This window comes from Kitasatospora sp. NPDC001225, assembly GCF_053597855.1.
On record NZ_JBSFJC010000016.1, the window covers coordinates 66,848 to 92,091 of the forward strand.

12 protein-coding genes and 1 pseudogene are annotated in these 25,244 nt (G+C 74.1%); 5 read left to right on the top strand and 8 right to left on the bottom strand.

Features of this window, described 5'->3' with window-relative positions:
* Window positions 1-2: 2 nt before the first annotated feature.
* Window positions 3-665, bottom strand: a complete 663-nt coding sequence (locus ACWDCZ_RS08175; RefSeq protein WP_380742461.1) for a TetR/AcrR family transcriptional regulator — start codon at window positions 663-665, stop codon at window positions 3-5.
* A gap of 99 nt (window positions 666-764) precedes the next feature.
* Between ACWDCZ_RS08175 and ACWDCZ_RS08180 the strand changes: the two genes are divergently transcribed.
* Together ACWDCZ_RS08180 and ACWDCZ_RS08185 are read left to right on the top strand one after the other, a co-directional pair.
* On the top strand, window positions 765-1,778 hold the full coding sequence (locus ACWDCZ_RS08180; RefSeq protein ID WP_449815538.1) for a zinc-binding dehydrogenase: 1,014 nt from the start codon (window positions 765-767) through the stop codon (window positions 1,776-1,778).
* Between the two features lie 193 nt (window positions 1,779-1,971).
* Window positions 1,972-4,788: a penicillin acylase family protein gene (locus ACWDCZ_RS08185; RefSeq protein WP_449815539.1), complete on the top strand. Its 2,817-nt coding sequence runs from the start codon at window positions 1,972-1,974 to the stop codon at window positions 4,786-4,788.
* Between the two features lie 42 nt (window positions 4,789-4,830).
* On the opposite strand, the gene ACWDCZ_RS08190 is transcribed toward ACWDCZ_RS08185, so the two are convergent.
* On the bottom strand, window positions 4,831-5,133 hold the full coding sequence (locus ACWDCZ_RS08190; RefSeq protein WP_416874708.1) for a hypothetical protein: 303 nt from the start codon (window positions 5,131-5,133) through the stop codon (window positions 4,831-4,833).
* A 175-nt stretch (window positions 5,134-5,308) separates the two neighbouring features.
* Between ACWDCZ_RS08190 and ACWDCZ_RS08195 the strand changes: the two are divergent.
* The 3 genes and pseudogenes from ACWDCZ_RS08195 (at window position 5,309) to ACWDCZ_RS08205 (ending at window position 8,742) form a co-directional block, all read left to right on the top strand.
* Window positions 5,309-5,865: pseudogene (locus tag ACWDCZ_RS08195) on the top strand (YceI family protein).
* Window positions 5,866-5,996: 131 nt separating this feature from the next.
* Complete coding sequence (locus ACWDCZ_RS08200) at window positions 5,997-7,214, top strand: threonine synthase (RefSeq protein WP_074005953.1); 1,218 nt, start codon at window positions 5,997-5,999, stop codon at window positions 7,212-7,214.
* A gap of 142 nt (window positions 7,215-7,356) precedes the next feature.
* Window positions 7,357-8,742, top strand: coding sequence for a hypothetical protein (locus ACWDCZ_RS08205; protein ID WP_387830272.1), 1,386 nt, complete (start codon window positions 7,357-7,359; stop codon window positions 8,740-8,742).
* A 58-nt stretch (window positions 8,743-8,800) separates the two neighbouring features.
* On the opposite strand, the gene ACWDCZ_RS08210 is transcribed toward ACWDCZ_RS08205, so the two are convergent.
* From ACWDCZ_RS08210 to ACWDCZ_RS08235, 6 genes are all read right to left on the bottom strand, one after another.
* Window positions 8,801-9,856 (bottom strand): MDR family NADP-dependent oxidoreductase, encoded by a 1,056-nt coding sequence (locus ACWDCZ_RS08210; protein WP_074005954.1) that lies wholly within the window; start codon window positions 9,854-9,856, stop codon window positions 8,801-8,803.
* Entirely contained in the window at window positions 9,853-11,517 is a 1,665-nt protein-coding gene (locus ACWDCZ_RS08215) for a phytoene desaturase family protein (RefSeq protein ID WP_074005989.1), read from the bottom strand. Before ACWDCZ_RS08215 ends, ACWDCZ_RS08210 begins: the two co-directional genes overlap by 4 nt.
* A gap of 29 nt (window positions 11,518-11,546) precedes the next feature.
* Window positions 11,547-13,271 carry a phytoene desaturase family protein gene (locus tag ACWDCZ_RS08220; RefSeq protein WP_449815540.1) on the bottom strand — a complete coding sequence of 575 codons (1,725 nt, stop codon included), beginning with the start codon at window positions 13,269-13,271 and terminating at the stop codon, window positions 11,547-11,549.
* Complete coding sequence (locus tag ACWDCZ_RS08225; protein WP_449815541.1) at window positions 13,258-22,503, bottom strand: non-ribosomal peptide synthetase/type I polyketide synthase; 9,246 nt, start codon at window positions 22,501-22,503, stop codon at window positions 13,258-13,260. Before ACWDCZ_RS08225 ends, ACWDCZ_RS08220 begins: the two co-directional genes overlap by 14 nt.
* Before the next feature lie 72 nt (window positions 22,504-22,575).
* Window positions 22,576-23,433, bottom strand: a complete 858-nt coding sequence (locus ACWDCZ_RS08230) for a sterol desaturase family protein (RefSeq protein WP_234348325.1) — start codon at window positions 23,431-23,433, stop codon at window positions 22,576-22,578.
* Window positions 23,434-23,741: 308 nt separating this feature from the next.
* Window positions 23,742-25,244: helix-turn-helix domain-containing protein (locus ACWDCZ_RS08235; RefSeq protein WP_449815542.1), on the bottom strand; the 1,503-nt coding region annotated here is incomplete at its 5' end.

Sequence of the window (25,244 nt, forward strand, 5' to 3'; positions counted from 1 at the left end):
CCTCAGCCCGCGGTGAGCGCGAGCCGGATCCAGCGCTCGGACTCCGCGACCGCCGCCCCCACGTCGAAGGCCTCCGGCGCGGCCGCGGCCTGCACCACCAGCCCCTTGAGCAGCCCGACGAAGGCCGGCGCGAAGGCCACCGGGTCCACACCGGGACGCACCTCCCCGTCCCGCTGCCCCTGCCCGACCACCTCGGCCGTCCACGCCCGGGTCCGGGCGTCCAGCTCCGCCACCGCGCCGGTCAGCTCCGAGGCCCCGGCGAGCGCCTCGGCCCCCAGCACCACGAAGGCCCGGCCCAGGTCGGTCGGGTTGCGGACGCCCTCCAGGCAGCCGCGCGCGAACCCGCACAGCTCCTCGGCGGCCCCCGCCCCGCTGCGCGCCGGAGCGGCCGACGCCATCGCCTCGGCCAGCGCAGCCTCCTGGAGCCGCGCCAGCAGTGCGGCCTTGGAGCCGAAGTAGTGGGTGGCCAGACCCCGGCTGAAGCCCGCCTCCTCGCCCACCCTGGCCAGCGTGACCCCGGTGCTGCCGTGCTCGGCGATCAGCCGGGCGGCGGCGGCGATCAGCGCGGACTCGGCCCGGGCGCGCCGCTCGGCCTGGGTGCGGCGCGCCGGCGCCTCCCGGAGCGCCCCGGCCCCACCGGTTCGGTCCTCATCGTGCGTAGACATGCCACCATGCTAGTGTGAACTTGCTTGTTGAATAACAAGTAACTTCCGGAGCGGCGGGCACTCCCCCGACCCGCCGCCCCCGTGAGAAGGGAAGTCCCGATGACCGCCACGATGCTCGCCGGCCGGCTCGACGTCGCGAAGGGCTCCTTCGCCGTGGAGGAGGTCCCCGTCCCGGCCCCCGGCCCGGGCGAGGTGCTGATCAAGGTGGAGGCCGCCGGCGTCTGCCTCTCCGACGTCCACCTGATCGAGGGCATGCTCAAGCCGCTCTACCTCAAGGGCGACAAGGTCACCCTCGGCCACGAGGTCGCGGGCACCGTGCACACCCTCGGCGAGGGCGTGACCGGTACGGCCGTCGGCGACCGGGTGCTGCTGCAGGCCGGCGAGACCCGCGACGGCGTCGTGCACACCCGCGGCGTGGACTACGACGGCGGCTGGGCCGAGTACGCGCTCGCCACCGCCACCACCCTGGTGCCGATACCGGACGAACTCCCCTTCGAGCAGGCCTGCTTCATCCCCGACGCGGTCTCGACCCCCTGGGCCGCGATCACCGCCACCGGCGCCGTACGCCCGGCCGAGGCGGTCGGCGTCTGGGGCGTCGGCGGCCTCGGCGCCCACGGCGTGCAGCTGCTGCGGGCGATCGGCGCCTTCCCGATCGTCGCCGTCGACCCGCTGCCGGCCGCCCGCGAGCGCGCCCTGGCCTTCGGCGCCGACGCCGCCCTCGACCCGGCCGACCCGGGCTTCGCCGGGCTGCTGCGCGAGGCCACCGGCGGCCGCCCGCTGTCCGTCGCCTTCGACTTCGCCGGGGTCGCCCCGGTGCGCGAGCAGGCCATGGCCACCCTCGGCGAGCACGGCCGCCTGGTGCTGGTCGGCCTCACCAACAAGCCGCTGACCGTCACCAACGGCACCCTGGTCAGCTACCTGCGCCAGCAGATCCGCGGCCACTACGGCTCCGAGGGCCAGGACGTCGTCGACCTGGTCAACCTGGTCCGCGGCGGCCGGCTGGAGTTCTCCCGCTCGGTGAGCGGCACCTTCCCGCTGGCCGAGGCGGCCCGTGCGGTCGAGGCGCTGGAGCACAAGGAGGGCGACCCGATCCGCCTGGTGCTCAAGCCCTGACCCGACGCGCCACCGACCCGGCGCCGCACCTCCGGACTGAGCCCGGCAGGTGCGGCGCCGCTGCTTCCCGACCGACCCGCGGACGGCCAACTCCGCTTCCCCGTACGGGAAATGGCATGCACGCCACTAGCCAACCGGCCAGTAGCACCCCTACCGTCGACTCTTCCGTGAGACTTCGACGGAGGAGTCCGCCTTGCGGTCACGCCAACGCCAACGCCCCCGCCCCCGCTCCCTCCGACTCCCGGCCGCCGCCCTCGCCTCGGCCCTGCTCGTCACCGCCGCCCTCACCACCACCCCCACCGCCGCCGCGCCGGCCCCCGCGACCGCCGCCGCCAACGACTACTGCGGCGGCCACTGCGCCGACATCCTGCCGCCCGGCGAGAACGGCAACGCCACCCTCGCCGACATCCTGCTCAACCGGGCCTTCGGCACCCGCCCCGCGCACACCGACGACCAGCTCGGCCCCTACGCCGCCCTCGCCTCCGGCTACCCCGGCCTGACCGAGGCCAAGCTGCGCGACTTCTTCAACGACGCCTCCTTCGGCGTCCCCGCCGACCAGGTGGCCAGCACCACCAGCCCGCGCCCGGACGTCGCCATCGTGCGCGACAAGGCCACCGGCGTCCCGCACATCACCGGCACCACCCGCTACGGCACCGAGTTCGGCGCGGGCTACGCCGCCGCCCAGGACCGGCTCTGGGTGATGGACCTCTTCCGGCACGTCGGCCGCGGCCAGCTGTCCGGCTTCGCGGGCGGCGCCGCCGCCAACCGCCAGCTGGAGCAGACCTTCTGGCAGGCCGCCCCGTACACCGAGGCCGAGCTCCAGCAGCAGATCGACACCATCGCCGCCCGCGGCGGCCGGGCCACCCAGGCCCTCGCCGACGCCAACGCCTACCTCGACGGCGTCAACCAGTACGCCAAGGAGTCCTACAACGCCCGCACCTTCCCGGGCGAGTACGACCTCACCGGGCACATCGACCCGATCACCAACGCCGGCTCGATCGAACCGTTCAAGCTGACCGACCTGGTCGCCCTCGCCTCCGTGGTCGGCGCCCTGTTCGGCTCCGGCGGCGGCGGTGAACTGGCCTCCGCCCAGGTCAAGTCGGCCGCCGAGGCCCGGTACGGCAAGGACGCCGGGGACGCGGTCTGGGCGTCGCTGCGCGAGGCGGACGACCCGGAGGCCGTCCAGACCCTGCACGACGGGCAGAGCTTCCCGTACGCCACCGTCCCCGACCACCCGCAGGGCGAGGCGCTGCCCGACCCCGGCTCGGTGGTGCCCGAGCGGGTCGTGTACGACGCCACCGGCTCCGCCGACTCCGCCACCACCGCGGCGAACGGCGTCCTGCCCGGCAACCTGCTCACCGCCCGGCACGGCATGTCCAACGCCCTGCTGGTCTCCGGCGCCCGCACCGACGACGGCCACCCGGTGGCCGTGTTCGGCCCGCAGACCGGCTACTTCGCCCCGCAACTGCTGATGCTGGAGGAGATCCAGGGCCCCGGGATCAGCGCGCGCGGCGCCGCCTTCGCCGGCCTGAGCTTCTACGTGCAGCTCGGCCGCGGCCAGGACTACGCCTGGAGCGCCACCTCGGCCGGGCAGGACATCACCGACACCTACGCCGTCCCGCTCTGCACCACCGACGGCTCCCCGGTCACCACCTCCGCCAACTCCTATATCTGGCACGGCCAGTGCCTGCCCTTCGACCGGCTGGAACGCAAGAACGCCTGGAACCCGACCACCGCCGACTCCACCCCGGCCGGGTCCTACACCCTGGTGATGAACCGCTCCCGGTACGGCCTGGTCACCGCCCGCGGCACGGTCGGCGGCGCACCCGTCGCCTTCACCTCGCTGCGCTCCACCTACCGGCACGAGGCCGAATCCATCATCGGCTTCCAGGAGTTGAACGACCCCGGCGCGGTGCACGACGCGGCGGGGTTCCAGCAGGCGGCGCAGGACATCAACTACACCTTCAACTGGTTCTACGCCGACTCGCGCGACATCGCGTACTACAACTCCGGCAGCAACCCGGTCCGCGCCCCCGGCGTCGACCCCGGGCTCCCCGTGAAGGCCCAACCCGCCTACGAGTGGGCCGACTTCGACCCCGTCGCCAACACCGCCCGGTACACCCCGGCGGCCGAGCACCCGCAGTCCGTCAACCAGGACTACTACATCTCCTGGAACAACAAGCAGGCGAACGGCTACACCTCGGCCGGCTTCGGCAACGGCTCGGTGCACCGCGGCAACCTGCTGGACGACCGGGTCAAGTCCCTGCTCGGGAACGGCGGCAAGGTGAGCCGGGTCTCGCTCACCCAGGCCATGGAGGGCGCCGCCCTGGCCGACCTGCGAGCCGAGGACGTGCTGCCCGACCTGATCCGCGTGCTGCGCAGCGCGCCCGTCACCGACCAGGCCACCCTCACCGCCCTGCAGCAGTTGGAGGCATGGCTCGCCAACGGAGGCCAGCGGAAGGAGACTTCACCGGGCAGCCACGGCTACGCGGACGCCACCGCGATCCGGGTGATGGACGCCTGGTGGCCGCTGGTCGCCGAGGGCGTCATGCGGCCGGGCCTCGGCGACCCGCTGTTCGGCGCGCTGACCGGCGCCCTCCAGATCAACGAGTCCCCCTCGGGCGGGCAGACCGGCCCCGGCGGCGGCCCGGTGAGCGCCAACGAGGCCATCCCGCACAAGGGTTCGGCCTTCCAGTACGGCTGGTGGAGCTACCTGGACAAGGACCTGCGCGCCGTCCTCGGCGACCGGGTGGCCGGCCCGCTGGCCCGGCCGTTCTGCGGCGGCGGCGACCTCGCGGCCTGCCGGACCGTCCTGCTGACCACCCTGAAGCAGGCCGCCGCCCGGACGCCGGCCCAGGTCTACCCGGGCGACGCGGACTGCGCGGCCGGCGACCAGTGGTGCGCCGACACGATCATCCAGCGCCCGCTGGGCGGCGTGACGGACGCCAAGACCACCTGGCAGAACCGCCCGACCTACCAGCAGGTGGTGCAGTTCCCGAGCCACCGCTGAGCGACACCGCCGGTGCCCCCGGCCGGGGGCACCGGCGGCCGGTCACCTGGACCGCGCCGCGGTCTCGTCCTCGTCGCCCCGCAGGTTGCCGGCCTCGCTCCGCAGCCGCCTGCCCGCGACCGTGTACGTCCTGGCCGTGCCCCGGTTCGTCACCCGGCCGCCGACCGCGCCCGCCAGCTCCCCGATGCTCTCCACCAGCCCGGCGAGCGCACCCAGCAGCGCCGCCTCCTCCTTCTCCGGCACCCTCTCGCGGCCGCTGTCCCGCGCCTTCGGCAGCGCGTTCTCCCGCACCTGCCGCTCCGCCTCGCCGACCGCGTCGACCATCGCCCGTATCCCGCTGTCCAATCCGGCCCCCTCGTCTCCCCGCTCCTCCGACGTACCCCGCGAGCCTTCCCACCCCGTGCCCCACTTAGGCCCAGCCCGACGCGCGACCCGCGGGATCTGCCCCTAGCGTGGTCCGGGGACCGCCCGACCAGCCCCGGGCCGAGACCCGGGACCCGCACCAGGAGGCATGCCGACCATGACCGCCAACCTCTCCGAGCTCACCGGCGACTACGTCCTCGACCCCACCCACACCCGGATCGGCTTCGTCGCCCGCCACGCCATGGTGACCAAGGTCCGCGGCGCGTTCCACCAGTTCGAGGGCACCGCCCACCTGGACGGCGCCGACCCGTCCCGCTCCTCCGGCCAGGTGGTGATCAAGGCCGAGAGCATCGACACCGGCGTGGAGCAGCGCGACCAGCACCTGCGCACCAACGACTTCCTGGACGCCCCCACGTTCCCCGACATCACCTTCCGCTCCACCGCGGTCGAGGCGCGCTCCGACAGCGACTTCCGGGTCACCGGCGACCTCACCATCAAGGAGACACCACCCGCCCGGTCACCATCGACTTCGAGTACACCGGCAACGCCGTCGACCCGTACGGCAACCTCCGGGTGGGCCTGGAGGGCTCCGTCACCATCAGCCGCAAGGAGTACGGCGTCACCTGGAACGCGGCCCTGGAGGGCGGCGGCGTCCTGGTCGGCGACAAGGTCGTCCTGGAGTTCGACATCTCCGCAGTCCGCCAGAGCGCCTGATCCGGACCCGCCCCGCCCGGAACGGGCCCGGAACGCCCGGAACAGCCGGAACCGGTCCCCCACGAACGGGTTCGCGCCGCGGCCCGCCGAACCGCCGGACCGCGGGGCGGCCGCCCGGCTAGTCTCCTGGCATGCCAACAGAAGACTCCCTCGCGACCGGCCAGCGCTCCCTCGGCGACCCCGCCCTCGACTACCCGCTCTGGCCCCCGCTCACCGCCGGCTGCCCGCGCACCAGCACCGAGGACGTCTCCTACCCCGTCGAGGTCGACTACGCCTACGACAAGGCCGACCCGGCGGGCCTGTTCGCCCCCGCCCCGGTGCGCGGCGGCCTGGAGCGCTGGGCCCCGCTGCTGCCGCCGCTGCTCGCGCCGGGCCTGGGCGAGGGCGCCACCCCGCTGGTGGAGGTCTCGCCCGGGGTGTACGTCAAGGACGAGTCCCGCAACCCCACCTGGAGCCACAAGGACCGGCTGAACCGCTGCACCACCAGCGCCGCCGTGGGCGCCGGCGCGCCGGGCCTCGCGGTCGCCTCCTCCGGCAACCACGGCGCCTCGGCCGCCGCCTACGCCGCCCGCGCCGGGCTGCCCTGCGTGGTGTTCACCGGCCCGGACACGCCGCCGAACGTCGACGCCTTCCTCAACGCCTACGGCGCGGTGGTCCTCCCGGTGCCGTGGGAGGCCCGCTGGCCGCTGCTGCGCCAGGTGGTGGACCGGCTGGGCCTGCACCCGGTCAGCAACCTGACCACCACCCACACCGGGCACGCGTACGGCCCCGAGGGCTACAAGACCGTCGCGTACGAGATCTTCCAGGACGTCGGCCTGCCGAGCGCGGTGTTCGTCCCGACCGGCTACGGCGAGCTGCTGTTCGGCGTCTGGAAGGGGTTCGTCGAGCTGCACCGGCTGGGCCTGACCGCCGGGGTGCCGCGCATCCACTCCTGCGAGACGGCCGCCTCCGGTCCGCTCGCCCGGGCGATCGCCGACGGCCTGCCCGCCACCCATGTGACGGTCGGCCCGAGCGACGCGTACTCGATCACCTCCCCGGTCAGCGGCTACCGGGGCGTGCTCGCGGTCCGCTCCAGCGGCGGCCGGGCGCTGACCCTGGACGACGGCCAACTCGCCGACGCCCAGCGGGAGCTGGCCCGGGCGGGGCTGTGGACGGAGCTGTCCGCGGCGGCCGGTCTGGCCGGGCTGCGCAGCCTCGGCGAGCCGGACCTCTCCGACGGCCCGGTGGTCTGCGTGTCGACCTCCAGCGGCTTCAAGGACAAGGGCGTCGGCACCCGCAGGACCGAGCCGGTCGCCCCCGACTGGGACGCGGTCGAGCGCCGCCTGCGGGCGGCCGGCATCACCGGCTGAACGCACGGTGCTTCACCGCCGCGAGGCGTGCTGTTCGCCTGCCCGTCCCTGCTCGTAAGGTCGCCGTAGGGTCGGTGTTCGCCGAGCGCCAGCAGGCTTGCACCCTCCGTCAACTCCCGCCTCCTGCCGAAGGGTAGCCACCGTGTCGCGTTCCCTCCGCCGCCTGCTGCCGCTCGCCGTCGCCGTCGCGGCGGTGCCCGTGCTCGCCCTGCCCGCACTCCCGGCGGGCGCCGCCTCGTACGGCACCCCGACGATCACCTTCTCGGCCGGGTACCTGTCCGGCGCCGTCGGCGCCACCGGCGACCCGACCGTGACGGTGACGGTCGCCCAGTCCGGCGCCGCGGCCTCGGCGCTGACCGTCGCCGCCTCGGCGACCACCCGCAGCGCCGTCGCCCGCACCGGCGACGTGACGGTGAGCGGCACCGGCGGCGCCCGCACCCTGGCGGTCGCCGCCCAGGGCGTCGGCTACGCCGACCTCACCATCAAGGTCACCGGCCTCGGCGGCAAGAGCGCCACCCGCACCCTGCACTACGCCGCCTCCCCCGCCGTCCAGTCCTCGGCGACCAGCCGCTACCTGACCGGCTCCAGCGACGCCTCGGCGGCCGTGGACGCGGGCGGCGGCTTCATCGTGGTCGGCGACGACGAGTCCAACACCCTGCGCCTGTACGACCGCGACAACTCCGGTGCGCCGGTCCGCACCTGGGACTTCAGCTCGGCCCTCGGCGTCTCCAAGGAGATCGACATCGAGGCCGCCACCCGGGTCGGCAACACCATCTACTGGACCGGCTCGCTCGGCAACAACAAGGACGGCGTGGTCAAGCCCGACCGGCACACCGTCTTCGCCACCACCGTCACCGGTTCCGGCGCCGACACCCAGCTGTCCCTGGCCGGTTCGTACCACGGCCTGCGCGACGACCTGATCTCCTGGGACGACGCCCACGGCAAGCGCTACGGCTTCGCGGCCGGTGCCGCCGACGGCCAGGCGCCCAAGCAGATCGACGGCTTCAACGTCGAGGGCCTGGAGTTCGCCCCCGGCAGCACCAGCACCGCCTACATCGGCTTCCGCGCGCCGCTCACCCCGGCCGTCACCGGCGGCCGGGCGCTGCTCGTCCCGGTCACCAACCTCCCGTCCCTGGTGAACGGTTCGGCCGCGCACGCGACCTTCGGCGACCCGGTCGAGCTGGACCTCGGCGGGCTGTCCGTCCGCGACATCCGCCGCAACGACCTCGGCCAGTATCTGATCGTGGCCGGCTCCTGGTCCGCCGAGGACAACTCCGCCCCGTACGCGCTCTACCGCTGGAACGGGCAGCCCGGTTCCAAGCCGACCAAGCTGATCGACCTGCCGACCAGCGACTACGGCGCCTGGGAGGCCGTCACGGACGTCCCGGACCTGGACGCCCCCGGCGCCCGCGCCCAGCTGATCACCGACGACGGCTCCGCCGACCTCTACAACGACGGCACCGCCGCCAAGGACCTCACCCACCCCGAGTGGAAGAAGTCCCGCAGCACCTGGTTCACCCTGGGCTGACCGCGCGCCAGGGCCCTTCGGCACATCCGCCGAAGGGCCCTGCCGCACATCCGTCCGCTCAGAGCTCGACCAGCACCTTCCCCCGGTTCGCCGAACGGTCCAGGTAGAGGCCGCGGTAGGCCGCCGGGATGCTGTCGAACCCCCGGTGCAGCGTCTCCTGGTACGCCAGCTCCCCGCTACGGACCAGTGCGCCGAGGTCCCGCCGCAGCGCGGCCCAGTTCTCCTCGGTGAACCACTCCAGCGAGAAGATGCCGCGGATCGTGGTGCGCGGGAACATGATCATCGGCAGCAGCCGCGGCCCCGCCCAGTCCCCGCCGACCTGGCTCCCCCACTGCCAGCAGACGGCCACCCGGCTCTCCACCGCGAGCATCCCGAAGACCACGTCGGTGAGCGCCCCGCCGAGGCTGTCGAAGTACCGGTCGATGCCCTCCGGCGCCAGCTCGGCCAACTCCTTCCGCAGCCGCTCCGGCGCGTCGCCGTCGCGGTACAGCAGCACCCCCTCGAAGCCCAGCTCCCACAGCCGCTCCGCCTTCTCCGGCGAGGCCGTGGTGCCGATCACCCGGGCGCCCCGGTGCCTGGCCAGCTGCCCGACCAGCGAGCCGACCGCCCCGGAGGCCCCGCTGACCAGCACCGTCGACCCGGGGCGCACGTCGAGGAACTTCTCCACCGTCCCCCAGGCCGTCATCCCGGGCCCGCCCAGGATGCCGAGCGCGGTGGTCAGCGGCAGGTCATCACCGTAGTCGGCGGGGTCCAGCCGGCGGAAGGCCGGGAAGACCATCGGGAAGGTCCCGGTCTGCCAGAAGCTCGGCGCGCCGGTGCTGACCAGGTGGCTGCGCCAGCCGCCGAAGCCCTGCACCAGGTCGCCGACGCCGAAGCGCGCGGCGGGCCCGGCCTCCACCACCTCCATGATCGAGTCCGCGCCCATGTGGTCGCCGATCGGCGTGTCCAGCGCGATGCCCTGGAGGTACGGGTCGACCGAGACGTACCGGGTGCGCAGCAGCATCTCGTCCGCCGCGAGCCGGACGTCCACCTCCTCCACGACCTTCCGGTACATCCGCTCGACGTCCGGCACGCCGTCCACGTGCTCCCGCACGACCCACTTCTCGATCCTCACGAGGTGACTCCAAACTGGCGGTCGGCGGGGCCGACCGGTTCGATGAGCAGGGTGGGCGGCGGTGCGCTGTCATCCACCTCGGCCCTGAAGGGCCTGCCGTCGTCCCGGCAGATGAACTGGACGACGTGCCGGCCGGCCGCCGCCGCCCGGATCAGCCCGCCGGTCGTCGCCCAGACCCCGGAGAGGTAGAAGTTCGCGAGGCCGGGCAGCCCCGGGCCGTTGCGCTTGACCTCCTCCTCCAGGGTCTCGCCGCTCTCCACGAAGGGCTGCCAGCCCAGCACCGTCCCGTTGTAGTTGCCGGTGTAGCGGACCTGGGTGAGCGGGGTGGAGACGTCCTTGACCGCCACCGCGTCCCGCAGCCCGGGGTGGTGGCCGTCCAGGTACTCGACGATGGTGTCGCGCACCCGGCGCTTCGCCCGCTGGTACTCCCGCCCCCGGCCGACCGGCAGGGTGTGCAGCTCCTCGCCGCGCCGCACCCGGGGCTCCTGCTCCGGCCCGGTGCTCAGCTCCCGCCAGGGCGCGATGTCGCAGAAGTAGCTGGCGTACACCACGGTGGTGTCGGCGGGCGACAGCTCCGGGTAGTGGCGGCTGCGGAACTGGACGTTGATGCTCGGGTGCCGGATGCCGGTGAGCCGCTCGGCGACCTCGTCCTCCAGCAGGTAGGTGGTGCACGGGTCCCCGGCCGGGAAGGGCCGGCGCAGGCCGAGGAAGACGGTCACGTAGCCGGGGAAGACCATGCCCGGCTCGGTGATGGTCTGGGTGTACAGCCGACGGTAGGTGTCGCTCAGGTAGCGGCCCTTGAGCAGGTCCATCATGGTCGTCCGGCCGTCGCAGGCGGCCACCACGATGTCCGCCCGCACCTCCTGGCCGTCGCTCAGCCGCACCCCCACCGCCCGGTCGTCCTCGATCAGGATCCCGGTCACCTTGGTGTTGTACGTGATCTCGCCGCCGAGCCGCCGGTAGCGCTGCTCGATCGAGGTGGCCAGCCCCAGCGAGCCGCCCTCCGGCACCCCGGCCGACTGTCCGGCGTGGCAGGCGAGTTGGAAGTAGTTGGGCAGCACCGGGAAGTTGGGGTGCTTCTCGTACAGGATGAAGTTGAACGCCTCGCGCAGCAGCGGGCTGCGGAACTTCGCCGAGTAGTCGCTCATCAGCACCGTGATCGAGCGCCGGATCACGTTGAAGTACGGCAGGAAGGAGGCCAGCATCCGCGTCCGCTCCCACCGCCCCATCAGCCCGACCGGCTTGAGGAAGGGGTAACGGGCCAGCGCCAGGCGGAACTTGCGCAGCCCGGCGCAGAACTGCCGGATCTGCCGGGCGTCCTCCGGGGCCAGCTCCAGCAGGTGGGCCTCCAGCCGGTCCGGGTCGGAGTAGAAGTAGACCGCCCGGCCGTCCCGGGTGCGCACCACGTTGAAGACGTCGAAGTTGCGCATCCGCTTGCCCTGCAGCGCGCCGAGTTCGAGCCAGATCTGGTGCATCTCGTTGCCCGGACCGCTGCCCAGCAGCCAGCTGATGCAGCAGTCGAAGGTGAACTCGCCCCGGTCCCAGCCGGTGCAGCAGCCGCCGGGGATCTCGTGCATCTCCAGGATCCGGGTGCGGTAGCCGTTCATCTGCGCGAAGCAGCCGGTGGAGAGCCCGCCGAGCCCGCCGCCGATGATGACCATGCTCTGCCGGCCGCCGCTGGTCGTCCCGCTCACTCCGCCACACCCACTTCCGCCACTCCTGCCTCCGGCACTCCCACGTCCGGCGCTCCCACGGTGGCGCGGTCAAGTTGCGGCAGACGGCCCCACTTGCCCGCGTGCCAGGGTTCCCGGTTGTCGCTGGGCCAAGCCCGGAACGGCCGGCCGAGCTCCCGGCAGAGGTACTGCGCGGCGAACCGTCCGCTGGTGGCGGCCCGGATCAGCCCGCCGAGCGCGGTCCACTGGCCCGCCATGGAGAAGCCGCTCAGCCCGGGCAGCCGCATCCGGTCCTTGTTGACCAGCCGGTTGGCGGCGTCCTCGGCCTCGGAGAAGGCCTGCCAGGCGAGGATGCTGCCGTAGGTGTTGCCGGTGAACCGCTCGGTGGTCACCGGCGAGGCGACGTCCACGAGTTCGATCCGCCCGCCGAGCCCGGGGTACGTCCGCTCCAGGAACTCCCGGACGAACGAGGCGACTTCCTGCTTGCGCGCCCGGTAGGCCCGGCGGTCGCCGGTCCGCAGGTCCTTCCAGGAGCGGTAGTCGCTGAAGTAGGTGCAGTGCAGCACCGACTTGCCGGGCGGCGCGAAGCCGTCCGCGTAGGAGGACCGCAGCTGCACCACCAGGCTGCGCTGGAGCGAGCCGGGCAGCCGCTCGCCGTCCTCGGGCGTCAGCAGGTAGGTGGTGCTGTGCGGCTCGCCCGCGGGCAGCGGTCCGTCGATGCCGACGAAGGCGGAGACCACGGCCGGGTACAGGTTGCCCGGCTTGTCGAGCAGTTCGCCGTACAGCTTCTCGGTGGCGGGGCTGGAGTAGCGGCCCTCCAGCAGCCGCTCGAGCACCGTCGGGCCGTCGCAGGCGGCCACCACGTGGTCGGCGAAGTGCCGGGTGCCGTCCTTGAGTTCCACCCCGATCGCGCGCCCGTCCTCGATCAGGACCCGTTCCACCCGGCAGCGGTAGCCGATCACCCCGCCGAGCGAGGTGTAGCGCTCCTCGACCGAGCGCGCCAGCCCGAGCGAACCGCCCTGCGGGAAGCCCGCGTTGCCGTTGTGGGCGGCCGCCAGGGTGTAGAGGTACGGCAGCAGCGGGAAGCCCTCGGGCTCCTGGAGGAACATGTTGGGGAAGGCCCGCCGCAGCAGCGGGTCCTGGAAGCGCTCGGCGAAGCCGCTCATCGGGGTGGTCGCGGTGCGCCAGAACAGCCGGAACGCGGGCAGGACGGCACGCAGGGTGCGCAGCCGTTCCGCCGTGGTGCGCAGCGGCGGCGGGGTGAGCTCCCAGGGCAGCTCCATCGCGGCGTAGCGGCGCAGGTCGCGGCAGAAGGCCCGGATCGGCTTGGCGTCGCCGGGTGCGAGGGCCAGCAGGTGGGCCTCGAGCCGGTCCGGGTCGCCGTAGAAGGTGACGGCCCGGCCGTGTTCGTCGACCACCCGGTTGAAGGTGTCGAAGCGGGTCACCGACTTGCCGTCCAGGGCGCCGAGTTCGCTCCAGACCTGGTGCGCGCCGGTGCCCTCGGCGGTGCCGATCAGCCAGTCGATGCAGTAGTCGAACAGGTAGCCGTGCCGGGACCACGCGGTGCAGCAGCCGCCGGGCAGCACGTGCTTCTCGAAGATCCGGGTCTCCAGGCCGCTCATCTGCGCGTAGCAGCCGGTGGCGAGGCCGGCCAGGCCGGCCCCGATCACGATCACCCGGGGCGGGCCGCCGGCGGCCCGCTCCCTGCCGGACCAGTCCGGCCCGCGGTCAGCCGCGGCCATCGGCGGTGCCCCCGGCCAGGATGGCGCCCGCCAGTTCGGCGTTGCGGGCGGCGAAGTCCCCGTCGAGCATCTCGGCGTGGGCGCCGTGCCCGACGTACACCGCGGTGCCCGTGGTGGAGGCGCCGTGCCAGGAGCCCGGTTCGCCGCCCACGTGCACGGAGAGCCGGTCGCGCTCGCAGACCACGTCCAACTGGGCCCTGACCGTTCCGGTGTTGGGCGTCCGGCTGCTGAACTCCAGGTAGTCCCTGGCCTGTTCGAGGGTCTCCTGGGCGACGATCCGCGAGCCGGTGTGGCGGTGCAGGTGCTCGTGGAGTTCGCGTTCGAAGACGGCCAGGTGCTCCTCGCCGAGGTCGAAGGCCTCGGTGACCCGGTAGGCGTCCACCATCAGCACCGAGGCCACCGTGCGTCCGCGCCGCTCCAGCTCCTTGGCCACCTCGAAGGCGAGGTTACCGCCGAGCGAGTAGCCGAGCAGGACGTACGGCCCGGCGGCGTGCAGCTCCTCGACCAGGTCCGCGTAGCGGGCGGTCTTGTCGTCGCCGGTCAGGTAGTTGAAGGAGGCGATCCGGTGTTCCGCCAGGTGCGCGGCGAGCTGCCGGTAGACCAGCCCGTGGCCGCCGGCCGGCGGGAAGCAGAAGACCGTGTGCTCCTCGGGCGCCCCGGCGTTGAACCAGAGGTAGGGCTCGCCGCCGGCCACCTCGCCGGTGATGATCTGCTCGACGGTGCGGGCCATGCCGTGCAGGGTGGTGACCTTGAACAGCAGGCCGACCGGGATGCTGATGTTGAACTCGCTCTGGAGGTGGTGGATCAGCTCGATGAGCCGGATCGAGCTGCCGCCGAGTTCGAAGAAGTCGTGCTGGAGGCCGACTTCGTCCAGGCCGAGCAGGTTCCGCCAGTGCTCGGCGACGCTCGTCTCGTAGAGCGTGACGGGCGGTTCGTGCTGGGCCCCGGCGGTGTCGGCCTTGGGCTCGGGCAGGGCCGCGAGGTCGACCTTGCCGTTCGGGGTGAGCGGCAGGGCGGGCAGCTCGGTGAGGTAGGAGGGGATCATCACGGTGGGCAGGTGCTCGGCCAGGTGGCGGCGCAGTTCGCGGCGGTCCAGCACGGTGCCCTCGGCGGGCACCACGTAGGCGGCGAGGACGGCCTCGCCCCGGGCGTCCTGGCGGACGGCCACGCAGGCCTGGGCGAGTTCCGGGCGGGCGGTGAGGTGGGCCTCGATCTCGCCCAGCTCGATCCGGTGGCCGCGGACCTTGACCTGGTTGTCGATCCGGCCGAGCAGGTGCACCGTGCCCGCGGCGTCCCAGTGGCCGAGGTCGCCGGTGCGGTAGAGCCGCGCGGGCGTGCCGTCGAGGTCCAGGGTGACGAAGCGCCGGGCGGTCTGCTCCGGGTCGTTGGGGTAGCCGGCCGCGACGCCCGCGCCGCCGATCCACAGTTCGCCGGGCACGCCGACCGGGACGGGCTCCCCGTACGGGTCCAGGACGTACACGGCGCTGTTCGGGAACGGGCGGCCGATCGGCACCATCCGGCCGGGTTCCAGCCGGTCGGTGGCGCCCTCGTAGTAGGTGCTGTCGACGCTGGCCTCGGTCAGCCCGTAGGAGTTGACCAGCCGGGTCCGCGGGCCGCACAGGGCGCGCACCCGCTGGTGCTCGGCGGCCTTCCAGGAGTCGGAGCCGACGATCAGCAGCCGCAGGAAGTCCAGCGGCAGGCCCTCGCGCTCGCAGTGGGCCAGCAGCGCGCGGGCCACGGCGGGCACGAACTCGCCGCCGTCCACGGCCTCCTCGCGCATCACCCGGTACAGCCGGGCGGTGTCGAAGAGCAGCTCGCGGTCGACCAGGACGAGGGTGCCGCCGGTGCTGAGCGCCCGGGCGAGGTCGCCGGAGAAGACGTCGAAGGCGGTGCCGGCCATCTGGAGGTGCACCCGGACCTCGGTGTCCAGCCGGTACTCGGCGCGCCAGCCGGCGGTGACGGCGGCCAGGTTGCGGTGGTCGACCCGGACCCCCTTCGGACGGCCGGTGGAGCCCGAGGTGTGGATCAGGTAGGCGGCCCGGTCCGGGTCGGCGGCGGGCAGCGGTACGGCGCCCCCCAGCACGGGCCGGTCCAGCTCCTCCAGGGTGACCGGTGTGGCGGGCAGGTCGGCCGGGAGCGGGCGCCGCTGGTCGACCACCACCAGCGCCGCTCCGGCGTCCGTGACCTGGTGGGCGAGCCGGTCGGCCGGGTGCCCGGGGTCGAGCGGCAGGTAGGCGGCGCCGGCCCGCCAGATCGCCAGCAGGGTGCTGATCAGCTCGGGCGACTTGTCCAGGCAGACCGCGACCACCGAGCCCTCGCCGACGCCGAGTTCGCGCAGCCGTACGGCGGTGCGCTGGGACTGCCGGTCCAGTTCGCCGTAGGTCAGCCGGCGGACGCCGTCCCGGCCGGGCGCGACCACCGCGACCGCCTCCGGCCGCTCGGCGGCGGCCTTGGCGATCAGCTCCGGCACCGGGGTGTCGTGCTCGATCCGGCGCTCGGCGCCGCTGAAGCCGGTGAGGATCTCCCGCCGTTCGGCCTCGCCCAGCATCCGCAGCCGCCCGACCGGCTCGCCCTCGGCGGCGCGGGTCATGGCGTCCAGCAGGTTGCGGTAGTGCGCGGCCAGCCGCTGGACGGTGGCGGGCTCGAAGAGGTCGGAGTTGTACTTGAAGACGCAGTGGAAGCAGCCGTCCGCGCGGTCCTCGTAAGCGGACAGCGTGAGGTCGAACTGGCCTTCCTCCTCCGGGAGTTCGATGTACTCCAGGCGGTAGCCGAAGCGCTCCACGGCGACCTTGTGGGTGAGCAGGATGAACATCGCCTGGAACACCGCGGAGCGGCTCGGGTCGTGCTGGAGCCCCAACTGCTCGACCAGCAGCGGGAAGGGGTACTCCTGGTTGTCCAGCCCGCCGAGCACGCTCTCCCGCACCCGGGCCAGCAGGTCGGCCACGGTCGGCTCCCCGGCCAGGCTCACGTGCAGCGGCAGCGGGTTGACGAAGTAGCCGTAGACCGAGGCGAACTCCTCCTGGGTGCGGCCGGTGACCGGGCTGCCGACCACGATGTCCGGCTGCCCGGACCAGCGGTGCAGCAGCAGGTAGTAGGCACTGAGCAGCACCATGAACGGGGTGGCGCCGTTGGCGCGGGCCAACTCGTGTACCCGGGCGGTGAGTTCGGAATCCAGCTGGAAGAACTCGGAGGCGCCGTTGTGGGTCTGCACGGCCGGGCGCGGCTTGTCGGTGGGCAGCGCCAGCACCGGCATCTCGGCCGGCAGGTGGCCGCGCCAGTAGTCGAGCATCCGCCGGGCCTCGGGGCCGGCCAGGAAGCGGTTCTGGCGGTTGAGGAAGTCCAGGTAGCGGGCGGGCACCGGGGGCAGCTCCGGGGTACGGCCCTGGCGCAGCGCCTCGTAGACCTCGAACAGCTCCTCGATGAAGGTGAAGGTGGAGATCGCGTCCGAGACGATGTGGTGGACGGCCTTCATCAGCACCCAGCGGTCCGGCCCGCGCCGGAACAGCCGCAGCCGGACCAGCGGGTCCTCGGCGAGGTCGTACGGCCGCCGGTACTCGCGGACGATCAGGTCGTGGATCTCCTCCCACGGCCGGCCCTCGACGTCGAACAGCCCGGTGTCGGCCTCGACCTCCTCCCGGATGCGCTGGACCGGGCGGCCCTCCTCGGCGGTGAAGGCGGCGCGCAGCTCGGGGTGCCGGGCGACCAGGAACCGGAAGGCCCCGAACATCAGCTCCGGGTCGAGCTCCGCGCGGACCTCCACGGCGCCGCCGATGTTGTACGCGAAGCCGTCCGGGTGCAGCAGGCGCAGGAACCAGAGCGCCTGCTGGTTGTGGGTGAGCGGGAAGCGGGACTCGTCGGCGTACAGCTCCACCTCGGCCTCGGCCGGGCCGCCGGCGGCGGCGAGCCGCTCGGCCAGGCCCTCGGTGAGCAGGTCGACCAGGTCGCCGAGGCTGCCGTTGCTGAGCAGGGCCACCACCGGCAGGGCGACGCCCAGTTCGCCGTGCACCCGGGCGCGCAGCTCCATGGCGAGCAGCGAGTCCAGGCCGTGCGCGCCGAGTCTCGTGTCGGCGTCGATCCGTTCGGCGGCGATCCGCAGCACGGCCGCGGCGGCGGCGGTCAGCCGGTCTGCCACCAGCTCCCGGCGGGCCTGCGGGTCGGCCGCGCGGTAGGCGTCCAGGAAGCCGCCGGTCTCGGCCGGGGCCTGCTCGGCGGCGCTCGCCGCGAGGTCGGCGACCAGCGGCGGCGGCGCCGGGTACCAGGCGAGGAAGGTCGGCCAGTCGACCACGGTGGCGACCAGCAGCTGGGCGCGGTCCTGGCCGAGGACGCGCTCCAGGACGGCCGTTCCGGCGTCCGGCGGCAGCGAGCTCATGCCGCGGGCGTCGCGGTAGTGGGCGACCAGGCCCAGCTCCTCGATCATGCCGGTGGCCCACGGGCCCCAGTCCAGGCTGAGCCCGGGCAGCCCCTCGGCCCTGCGGTGGTGGGCCAGGGCGTCCAGGAAGGCGTTGCCGGCCGCGTAGTTGGTCTGTCCGGCGGTGGTGAGCAGCGAGGCGACGGAGGCGAACAGCACGAAGTGGTCGAGCGGTTCGTCGCTCAGCAGCCGGTGCAGCAGGTGGCCGCCGACCACCTTGGGGCCGTAGCCGGCGTCGAAGGCCGGACGGTCCATCTGGGCCAGCAGGGTGTCCTTGACCTGCCCGGCGAGGTGGAACACGCCCCGGATCGGCGGGAGTTGGCGCTGCCGGTAGTCGGCGAGCCAGCCCACGAGGGCGGCCTCGTCGGTGACGTCGACCGGGGCGAGCAGCGGTTCGGCGCCGAGCGCCTGGAGTTCGCGCAGGAAGGCGATCCGCTCGCCGACGGGGGTGTCCGGGTCGGTGTACGCCCACTCCGAGCGCTCCGGCAGGGCGGTGCGGCCGACCAGGATCAGCCGCCGGGCGCCGCGCCGTACGAGGGTGCGGCAGAGCAGTCGGCCGAGCGCGCCGAAGGCGCCGGTGACCAGGTAGCTGCCGTCGGGGCGGAGGACCGGCGGCAGCGGGCGGGTGAGGCCCTCGGCCTGCCGCAGCCGGCTGGTGAGCCGGCCGCCGGCCCGCAGCGCGATCTCCTGCTCGTCCCGGGCCGCGAGTTCGGCGAGCAGCGCCTCGGCCTGCTCGGCGGCGTCGACGGCCGGGTCGAGGTCGATCAGGGTGCCGCGCTGGGCGACCAGCTCCTGCTGCCACAGCACCCGGCCGATGCCCCAGGCGGGGGCGCCGAGCGGTTCGACCCGGTCGCCGGGGGCGGCGGGCTGGGTGCCCCGGGTGACGATGTGCAGCCGGCCGTCCGGGCGGGCGGCGGGCAGGGCCTGGGCGAGGGTGATCAGGGAGTAGGCGCCGAGGGTCGCGAGCGGGCCGAGCCGGTCGGCGGCGGTGGCGGCCAGCGCGGGCTGGTCGAGGTTCCAGAGGTGGACGACGGTGCCGAAGGCTGGGTCGAGGTCGGCGAGCAGCCGCCGGACGTCCTCGGCGGAGTCGGGCCGGACGGTCGAGTGCCCCTCGCCGTGCCGGTACTCGTCTCCGGGCCGGACCAGGTGGCAGCGGGTGCCGCGCCCGGCGGCCAGGGCCGCCAGGCGGTCGCCGAGGCCGCCCTCGTCGGCGAAGAGCAGCAGGTCGCCGGGGGTCTCGTCGAGGGGCGCCTCGGCGGCGGCCACCCAGTCGACCTCGGTGAGCCAGCCGTCGATGGTGGACAGCCCGACGGAGGCCGGGGCCTGGGCGACGTCGGCGACCCGGAAGCCGGTGACCCGGCCGACCGGGGTGCCGTCCTCGGTGTAGAGCGCGAGGTCGCCGACGAGCTCCTCGCCGCTGTCCCGGGTGACGGTGGCGTGCACCCAGAGCGGGCGGTCGCCGATCGCGTCGAGCCGGACCTCCGCGATAGAGACGGGGAGCCGAACGCTGCCGCCCTCGGGCACCGCCAGCCGGGTGGTGAGCAGGGTCTGGAAGCAGCCGTCCAGCAGCACCGGGTGGAGGTGGTGGTCGGCCGCGTCCGGGCCGAGCTGGGTGGTCGGCCGGATCCGGGCCAGCGCCTCGCCGGGGCCCGCCCACACCTCGGCGATGGCCTGGAAGGCGGGGCCGTAGTCGTAGCCGCGTTCGGCCAGCTGCCGGTAGCAGTCCGGGCCGTCCAGGTGCCGCCCCCGGGCGCGCAGGGCGTCCAGGTCCGGTGCGGGGCCGTAGGAGCGGCGCTGGCCGGTGCGGACCCGGCCGCCCGCGTGCACGGTCGGCTCGCCGCCGGCCGGGGTGGAGGCGATGGTGAAGCGGGCGTCCTCCGGCGCGTAGCCGAGCTGGACGGGGACGGGCTCGGTCTCGGAGAGGAACAGCGCCCGGTTCAGCTCGATCTCGGCCAGCGTCACCTCGGTGCCGCCGGTCAGGGTGCGGACGGCCTGGGCGGCCATCTCCAGGTACCCGGCGGCCGGGAAGACCACCTGGCCCTCGATCCGGTGGTCGGTCAGGTAGGGCAGCCGCTCGGGGTCGAGGGTGCCGGTCCAGCCGGGCTGGGCGCTCGCGGTGCGGCGGCCGAGCAGCGGGTGGTCGAGCCGCCCGAGCCGGACCTGCTCGACCGGCTTGGGCTCCACCCAGTACCGGTCGCGCCGCCACGGGTAGGCCGGCAGCGGCACCGGGCGGCCGGCCGGGTGCAGCGCGTCCCAGCTCAACTCGACGCCGAGGGTGTGCAGTTCGGCGAGGCTGCGGGCGAGGCGCTCGGGCTCGTCCTGCTGCCGGCGGATCGACGGCAGGGTGTGCGCCTGCTCCGCGCACTCGCGGATCGCGTGGCCGAGCACCGGGTGCGGGCCGAGCTCCAGGAACAGCCCGTGCCCGTCCTCGGCCATCCGCTCGACGGCGGCCCGGAAGCGCACCGGGTTGCGGACGTTCTGCCACCAGTACTCGCCGTCCAGCTCCGGCCCTCGGGCCAGCCCCTCGCGGGCGGTGAGGTAGAGCGGCAGCCGGGCCGCCTGGGGCTTGATGGCGGCGAGCGCGGCCACCAGCTCGCCGCGGATCGGGTCCATCCGCACGCTGTGGTACGGGACTTCGACGTCCAGCAGGCGGGCGAAGACGCCCTGTTGGCGCAGCTCCTCGGCCAGTTCGCCGAGGGCCTCGGCGTCCCCGGCCAGGGTCACCGCGGAGGGGCTGTTGACCGCACCGAGCGAGATCTGGGAGCGGTACGGGCGGATCCGGCGCTCCGCCTCGGCCTCCGGCAGGCCGACCGCGAGCATGGTGCCGGTGCCGGCCAGGCGCTGCTGGAGCCGGCTGCGGGCGAGCACCACCCGGACGGCGTCGGCCAGGTCGTAGACCCCGGCCTCGTGGAAGGCGGCGACCTCGCCGGTGCTGTGGCCGACCACCGCGTCGGGGCGCAGGCCGTGGCTCCGCCAGAGCGCCGAAAGCCCCACCTGGACGGCGAAGTTGGCGGGCTGGGCCAGCCAGGTCTCGGCCATCCGGGAGTCCGCCTCGTCGCGGTCCAGCTCGGTCAGCAGCGACCAGCCGGCCTGCGCGCGGATCTCCCGGTCGACGGCCCGCACGGCCTCCCGGTAGACCGGCTCGTGCTCGTACAGCCCCCGGCCCATGCCCCACCACTGCGGGCCCATGCCGGTGAACACCCAGGCCAGCCGGCGCTGCCGGCGTTCCCGGGCGTGGCCCTGGACCACCCGCGGGTGCTCCTCGCCGCGCTCGTACGCGGCCAGCGCCTCGTCCAGGTCCTCCCGGCTGGAGTAGACCACCCCGAGCCGCTCGGGCAGGTGCTGGCGGCGGTGCGCCAGGGTGTGGCCGAGGTCGGCGAGGGGCGTCCCGCCGGCGAGCTCCTGCCGTACGGCGGCGGCCAGTTCGGGCAGCCCGGCGGCGTCCTTGGTGCTCAGCGGCAGCACCGTGCGGGCCGGCTCGGCCACCGGTACGGCGGGCCCGGGCCGCGGCGGCTCCTCCAGCAGGACGTGGGCGTTGGTGCCGCCGAAGCCGAAGGAGTTGACGCCGGCCCGGGCCGGGCCCCGGTGCTCGGGCCAGTCCACCGGGGCGGTCGGGATCTCGAACGGCAGCGCGTCGAGGTCGATGCCGGGGTTGGGCCGCTCCAGGTTGAGGTGCGGCGGGATGCGGCGGTGCTTGATCGCGAGCGCGGTCTTGATCAGCCCGGCGACGCCGGCCGCCGCCTCGGTGTGCCCGATGTTGGTCTTGACCGAGCCGACGTAGCAGCGGTCCCCGGCGCGGCGGCCGACGCCGAGCACCCGGCCGAGGGCGGCGGCCTCGATCGGGTCGCCGACCGGGGTGGAGGTGCCGTGCGCCTCGACGTACTGGAGGCTGCCGGGCAGCACCCCGGCCTCGGCGCAGACCCGCTCGATCAGGGTGACCTGGGCGTCCGCACTGGGGACGGTGATGCCGTTGGTGCGGCCGTCCTGGTTGACGCCGGTGCCGAGGATGACGGCGTGCACCGGGTCCCCGTCCCGCAGCGCGTCGGAGAGCCGCTTGAGCACGACCACGCCGACGCCCTCGGCCCGGACGTAGCCGTCCGCGGAGGCGTCGAAGGCGCGCGAGCGGCCGTCCGCGGAGAGGAAGCCGCCCTTGGTCTCGGCGATCGTGTACTGCGGCGCCATGTGCAGCAACGCGCCGCCAGCCAGGGCGAGTTCGGTCTCGCCGCGGAGCAGGCTCTGGCAGGCGAGGTGGACCGCGACCAGCGAGGAGCTGCACGCGGTGTCGATCGAGACGCTCGGCCCGCGGAAGTCGAAGCAGTGCGAGATCCGGTTGGACACCATCGTCATCATGGTGCCGGTGGCGGTGTGCGCCGCGATGGTGGCGAAGTCGAGGTCGGCGAACTGGAGGATCTTCCAGTCGAGGGTGAAGGCGCCCATGTAGACGCCGACCTCCCGGCCGGCCAGCTCGCCGGGGCGCAGGCCGCCGTCCTCCAGGGCCTCCCAGCTGACCTCCAGGAGCTTGCGCTGCTGCGGGTCCATGTGTTCGGCCTCGCGCGGGCTGATCCCGAAGAAGTCCGGGTCGAAGGTGTCGAAGCCGTCGATGTAGCCGCCCCGGCCGCCGATCAGCCGCCCCGGCTTGGCCCGGTCCCTGCTGCCCAGGGTGCCGGTGTCGTAGCGGTCGGCGGGCGTCTCGGTGAGACAGTCCCGGCCCTCGATCAGGTTGCGCCAGTAGGACCGGTGGTCGTTGGCGTGTCCCGGCAGGCGGCAGCCGATACCGGTGATCGCGATGCGTTCGCGGGGCACGGCGAAGGGCGAGGAGGTCATGATCCAATCCGGGGTGGTGATGGCGTGGCGCCGGGGACACGGGCAGGTGGGAGCGGCCGCTCGGGCCGGGTGTCAGACGGACTGCTCGGTGGTCTTCGCCCGGCGCCAGGGGTGCAGCAGGGTGGCGCCGAGTTCGCCGGTGGCGGGGAACGCGGCCGGGTCGGTGAGGCCGACGGCCTTCGGCACTCGGCCGGGCCGCCAGGTGAAGCTCCCGAACACGTGGTCCCAGAGCGAGAGGTCGGAGGCGTAGTGGCCGGCTTCGGCGAGGTCGGTGCTGTGGTGCAGGCGGTGGAGTTCCGGCCCGGCCAGGACGTGGCCGAGCGGACCGATGCGGACTTCGATGTTGGCGTGGACGAAATACCCCTGAGCCAGGACGAATATTCCGACCACGAACACTGAATCCGCCGAGAATCCGATCAGCGCCAGCGACAGTTGCACCACGGACTGCGCGACGAACACGTCCAGGAAATGATTCACGCCGTTGTTCGCGACGTTCACCTTGTCCGGGACGTGGTGCACCCCGTGCAGCCGCCAGAGCCACCTGTTGCGGTGGGACCAGCGGTGCACGAGGTAGTCGCCGAGCGAGCCGACCAGCAGCGCGAGTGGGATCTCCACCGCGAACGGCAGCGCCGGGTGGGCCGGGCCGAGCACCTGCACCAGCGTCGCCACCAGCCCCTGGGCCAGTGCGCCGCCGACCATGCTCAGCGCGAAGTAGACGCTGTACCAGCCGAGTTCACGTCGGCTCGGATGCCAGTCGGTCCGGTACGGGATCACCCGCTCCAGGACCGCCAGGTAGACGAGGACGGCGATCAGGAAGAGCGGGGAGACCCGGTCCGGCCCCCAGCGGAAGTGCAGGGTCGCGACGGCCGTGCACAGCACACCCAGGAGCAGCAGCGGGTGGGCGAGCCGGCGGGCAATGGCTGACAGCACGCGCCCCCCGTTCTTCGCGGACTAACGACTGGAAACGTCAGAGACTCTAGCGGGCGACGCGCGCCGTGACAGTCATTCGACGTGTTAACTCCATGAATGACCCGATCGGCGGACTATACGCGCACGAAGTTGACGTCTGTGCGGCGCGAAGGGGGCGCATTGTCGAGAAGAAGCGGGACTTGACGGTGTGCGACAACAGTCGTGCAGATCTTCGAGCGCTGATGTGCGCCCCTTCTGCGCCGCCGCGCGCGGCTATCGATCCGGCCATATCCCACGGCCGGCGCCGCGACTCCAGGAGCGCCCCCGGGTCAGGAGCGGGCCGGCTCCGCCCATCGGTGTGCGGCACGGGGCGCGTGCGCCGCGAGACGGTCGCGCAGACCGCGCAGCTCGTACTCGACCAGCGCGGGCAGCGCGGTCGCGCCGGTCGCCTCCAGGGCGGGGCCGAGCAGGTCGACGGCCGTGGCCGGGTCGTGCGCGCAGACGTGGCAGTCGGCCGCGCGGACGATGAAGAGCAGACGGCTGGAGGGCAGTTGGTCCGGGCCGAGCAGGCCGAGGGCGGTCTCGGTGGCGTCCAGCGCCCGGCGGGCCAGCCGGGGGTCGTCGGTGGCGGCGGCGAGGTCGCGCAGCGCGGCGGCCGCGGCGGACTCGACCCGCATCCGCATCGAGGCGATGGAGAGCCAGGGCACGTCGACCTCGTCCTCCGCGCCGATGTGGTCCAGGTGCGACCGGGCCAGGTCGATCTGCCGGACGGTCGCCCGCACGTCGCCGGTGAGCGCGTGCGCCCGGGCCCGGCTGATCCGGCCCATCGCACCGGCCCAGTGCCGGTCCGGGGCGGCCCGTTCGATCTCGCGGGCGTAGCCGAGGGCGGCGACCGGGTCGCCGTCCAGCCGGGCCAGGATGCTCATGTCGCTGAGCGTGCCGACCTGGGTGGCCCGGTCCGCGGCCAGCCCGGCCCAGGTGAGGGCGCGGTCGTAGCAGGCCATCGCGGTGGCGTTGCGGCCGTCCTGCATCCGCAGCGCGCCGGCCGCGTGGGCGTGCTCGGCGGCCAGCCGGACCAGCGGGCCGCGCTGCCCGGCGGGGGCGGTGGCGAGCCTGGCGAGCACCGCGCGCAGGGTGCGCTCGACGGCGGCGACCAGGACCGGGCGGTCGCCGGTCTCGCCGGAGCGCAGGCGGGCTGCGAGCAGCCCGGTCAGGGCGTGTGCGGTGACGGCGTCCAGCGGGCGGGCGGCGGCCGGGTCGGCGAGCGCCTCGGCGGAGCAGAACTCGGCGTGCAGGGCCGCGAGTTCCCCGGGCTCGGGGACGGCGCAGCCCTCGGCGCCGTGCAGCGGGCAGAGCAGCCCGTAGTCCGGCAGTCGCGGTGGAGCGGACGCCGGGGTCGGGGCGGGCGGGCCGGCCGGCGCGCCGCCCGGCAGCGGGGGCCGAAGCAGGGCGGGCGAGATGGCGTCCGGGTCGCACAGTTCGGCGTTCTCGGCGCGCTGACAGGCGGCGCTCAACTCCCCTGCGGCGCCGAGGAGGTCGTCGATCCGGTCGGCGACCCTGGGGGTGACCCGGCGGGCGCCGTGCTCGATCTTGCTGACCGCGGTGTGGTCGTAGCCGATCCCGGCGCCGAGCTGCGCCTGGGTGAGGCCCGCCCGGCGCCGCCAGTGCCGCAGCCGGGCGCCGAACTCCCGCCAGGCGTCCTGCCCCCGGCCGGGGGGGGGGGGGGGCCCCCCCCCCCCCCCGGGCCCCCCCCCCCCCCGGCCGGCGGGCGCCCCCCGGGCGGCGAGGTGCGCGGAGGGGGGGGGGGGGGAAGAGGGGTTAGAGAGAGGGTG

Coding starts and splice junctions, on each gene's coding strand:
- ACWDCZ_RS08225 (WP_449815541.1), bottom strand. CDS start 22,503: ATGACCTCCTCGCCCTTCGCCGTGCCCCGCGAACGCATCGCGATCACC.
- ACWDCZ_RS08180 (WP_449815538.1), top strand. CDS start 765: ATGACCGCCACGATGCTCGCCGGCCGGCTCGACGTCGCGAAGGGCTCC.
- ACWDCZ_RS08215 (WP_074005989.1), bottom strand. CDS start 11,517: ATGGTCATCATCGGCGGCGGGCTCGGCGGGCTCTCCACCGGCTGCTTC.
- ACWDCZ_RS08220 (WP_449815540.1), bottom strand. CDS start 13,271: ATGGCCGCGGCTGACCGCGGGCCGGACTGGTCCGGCAGGGAGCGGGCC.
- ACWDCZ_RS08175 (WP_380742461.1), bottom strand. CDS start 665: ATGTCTACGCACGATGAGGACCGAACCGGTGGGGCCGGGGCGCTCCGG.
- ACWDCZ_RS08200 (WP_074005953.1), top strand. CDS start 5,997: ATGCCAACAGAAGACTCCCTCGCGACCGGCCAGCGCTCCCTCGGCGAC.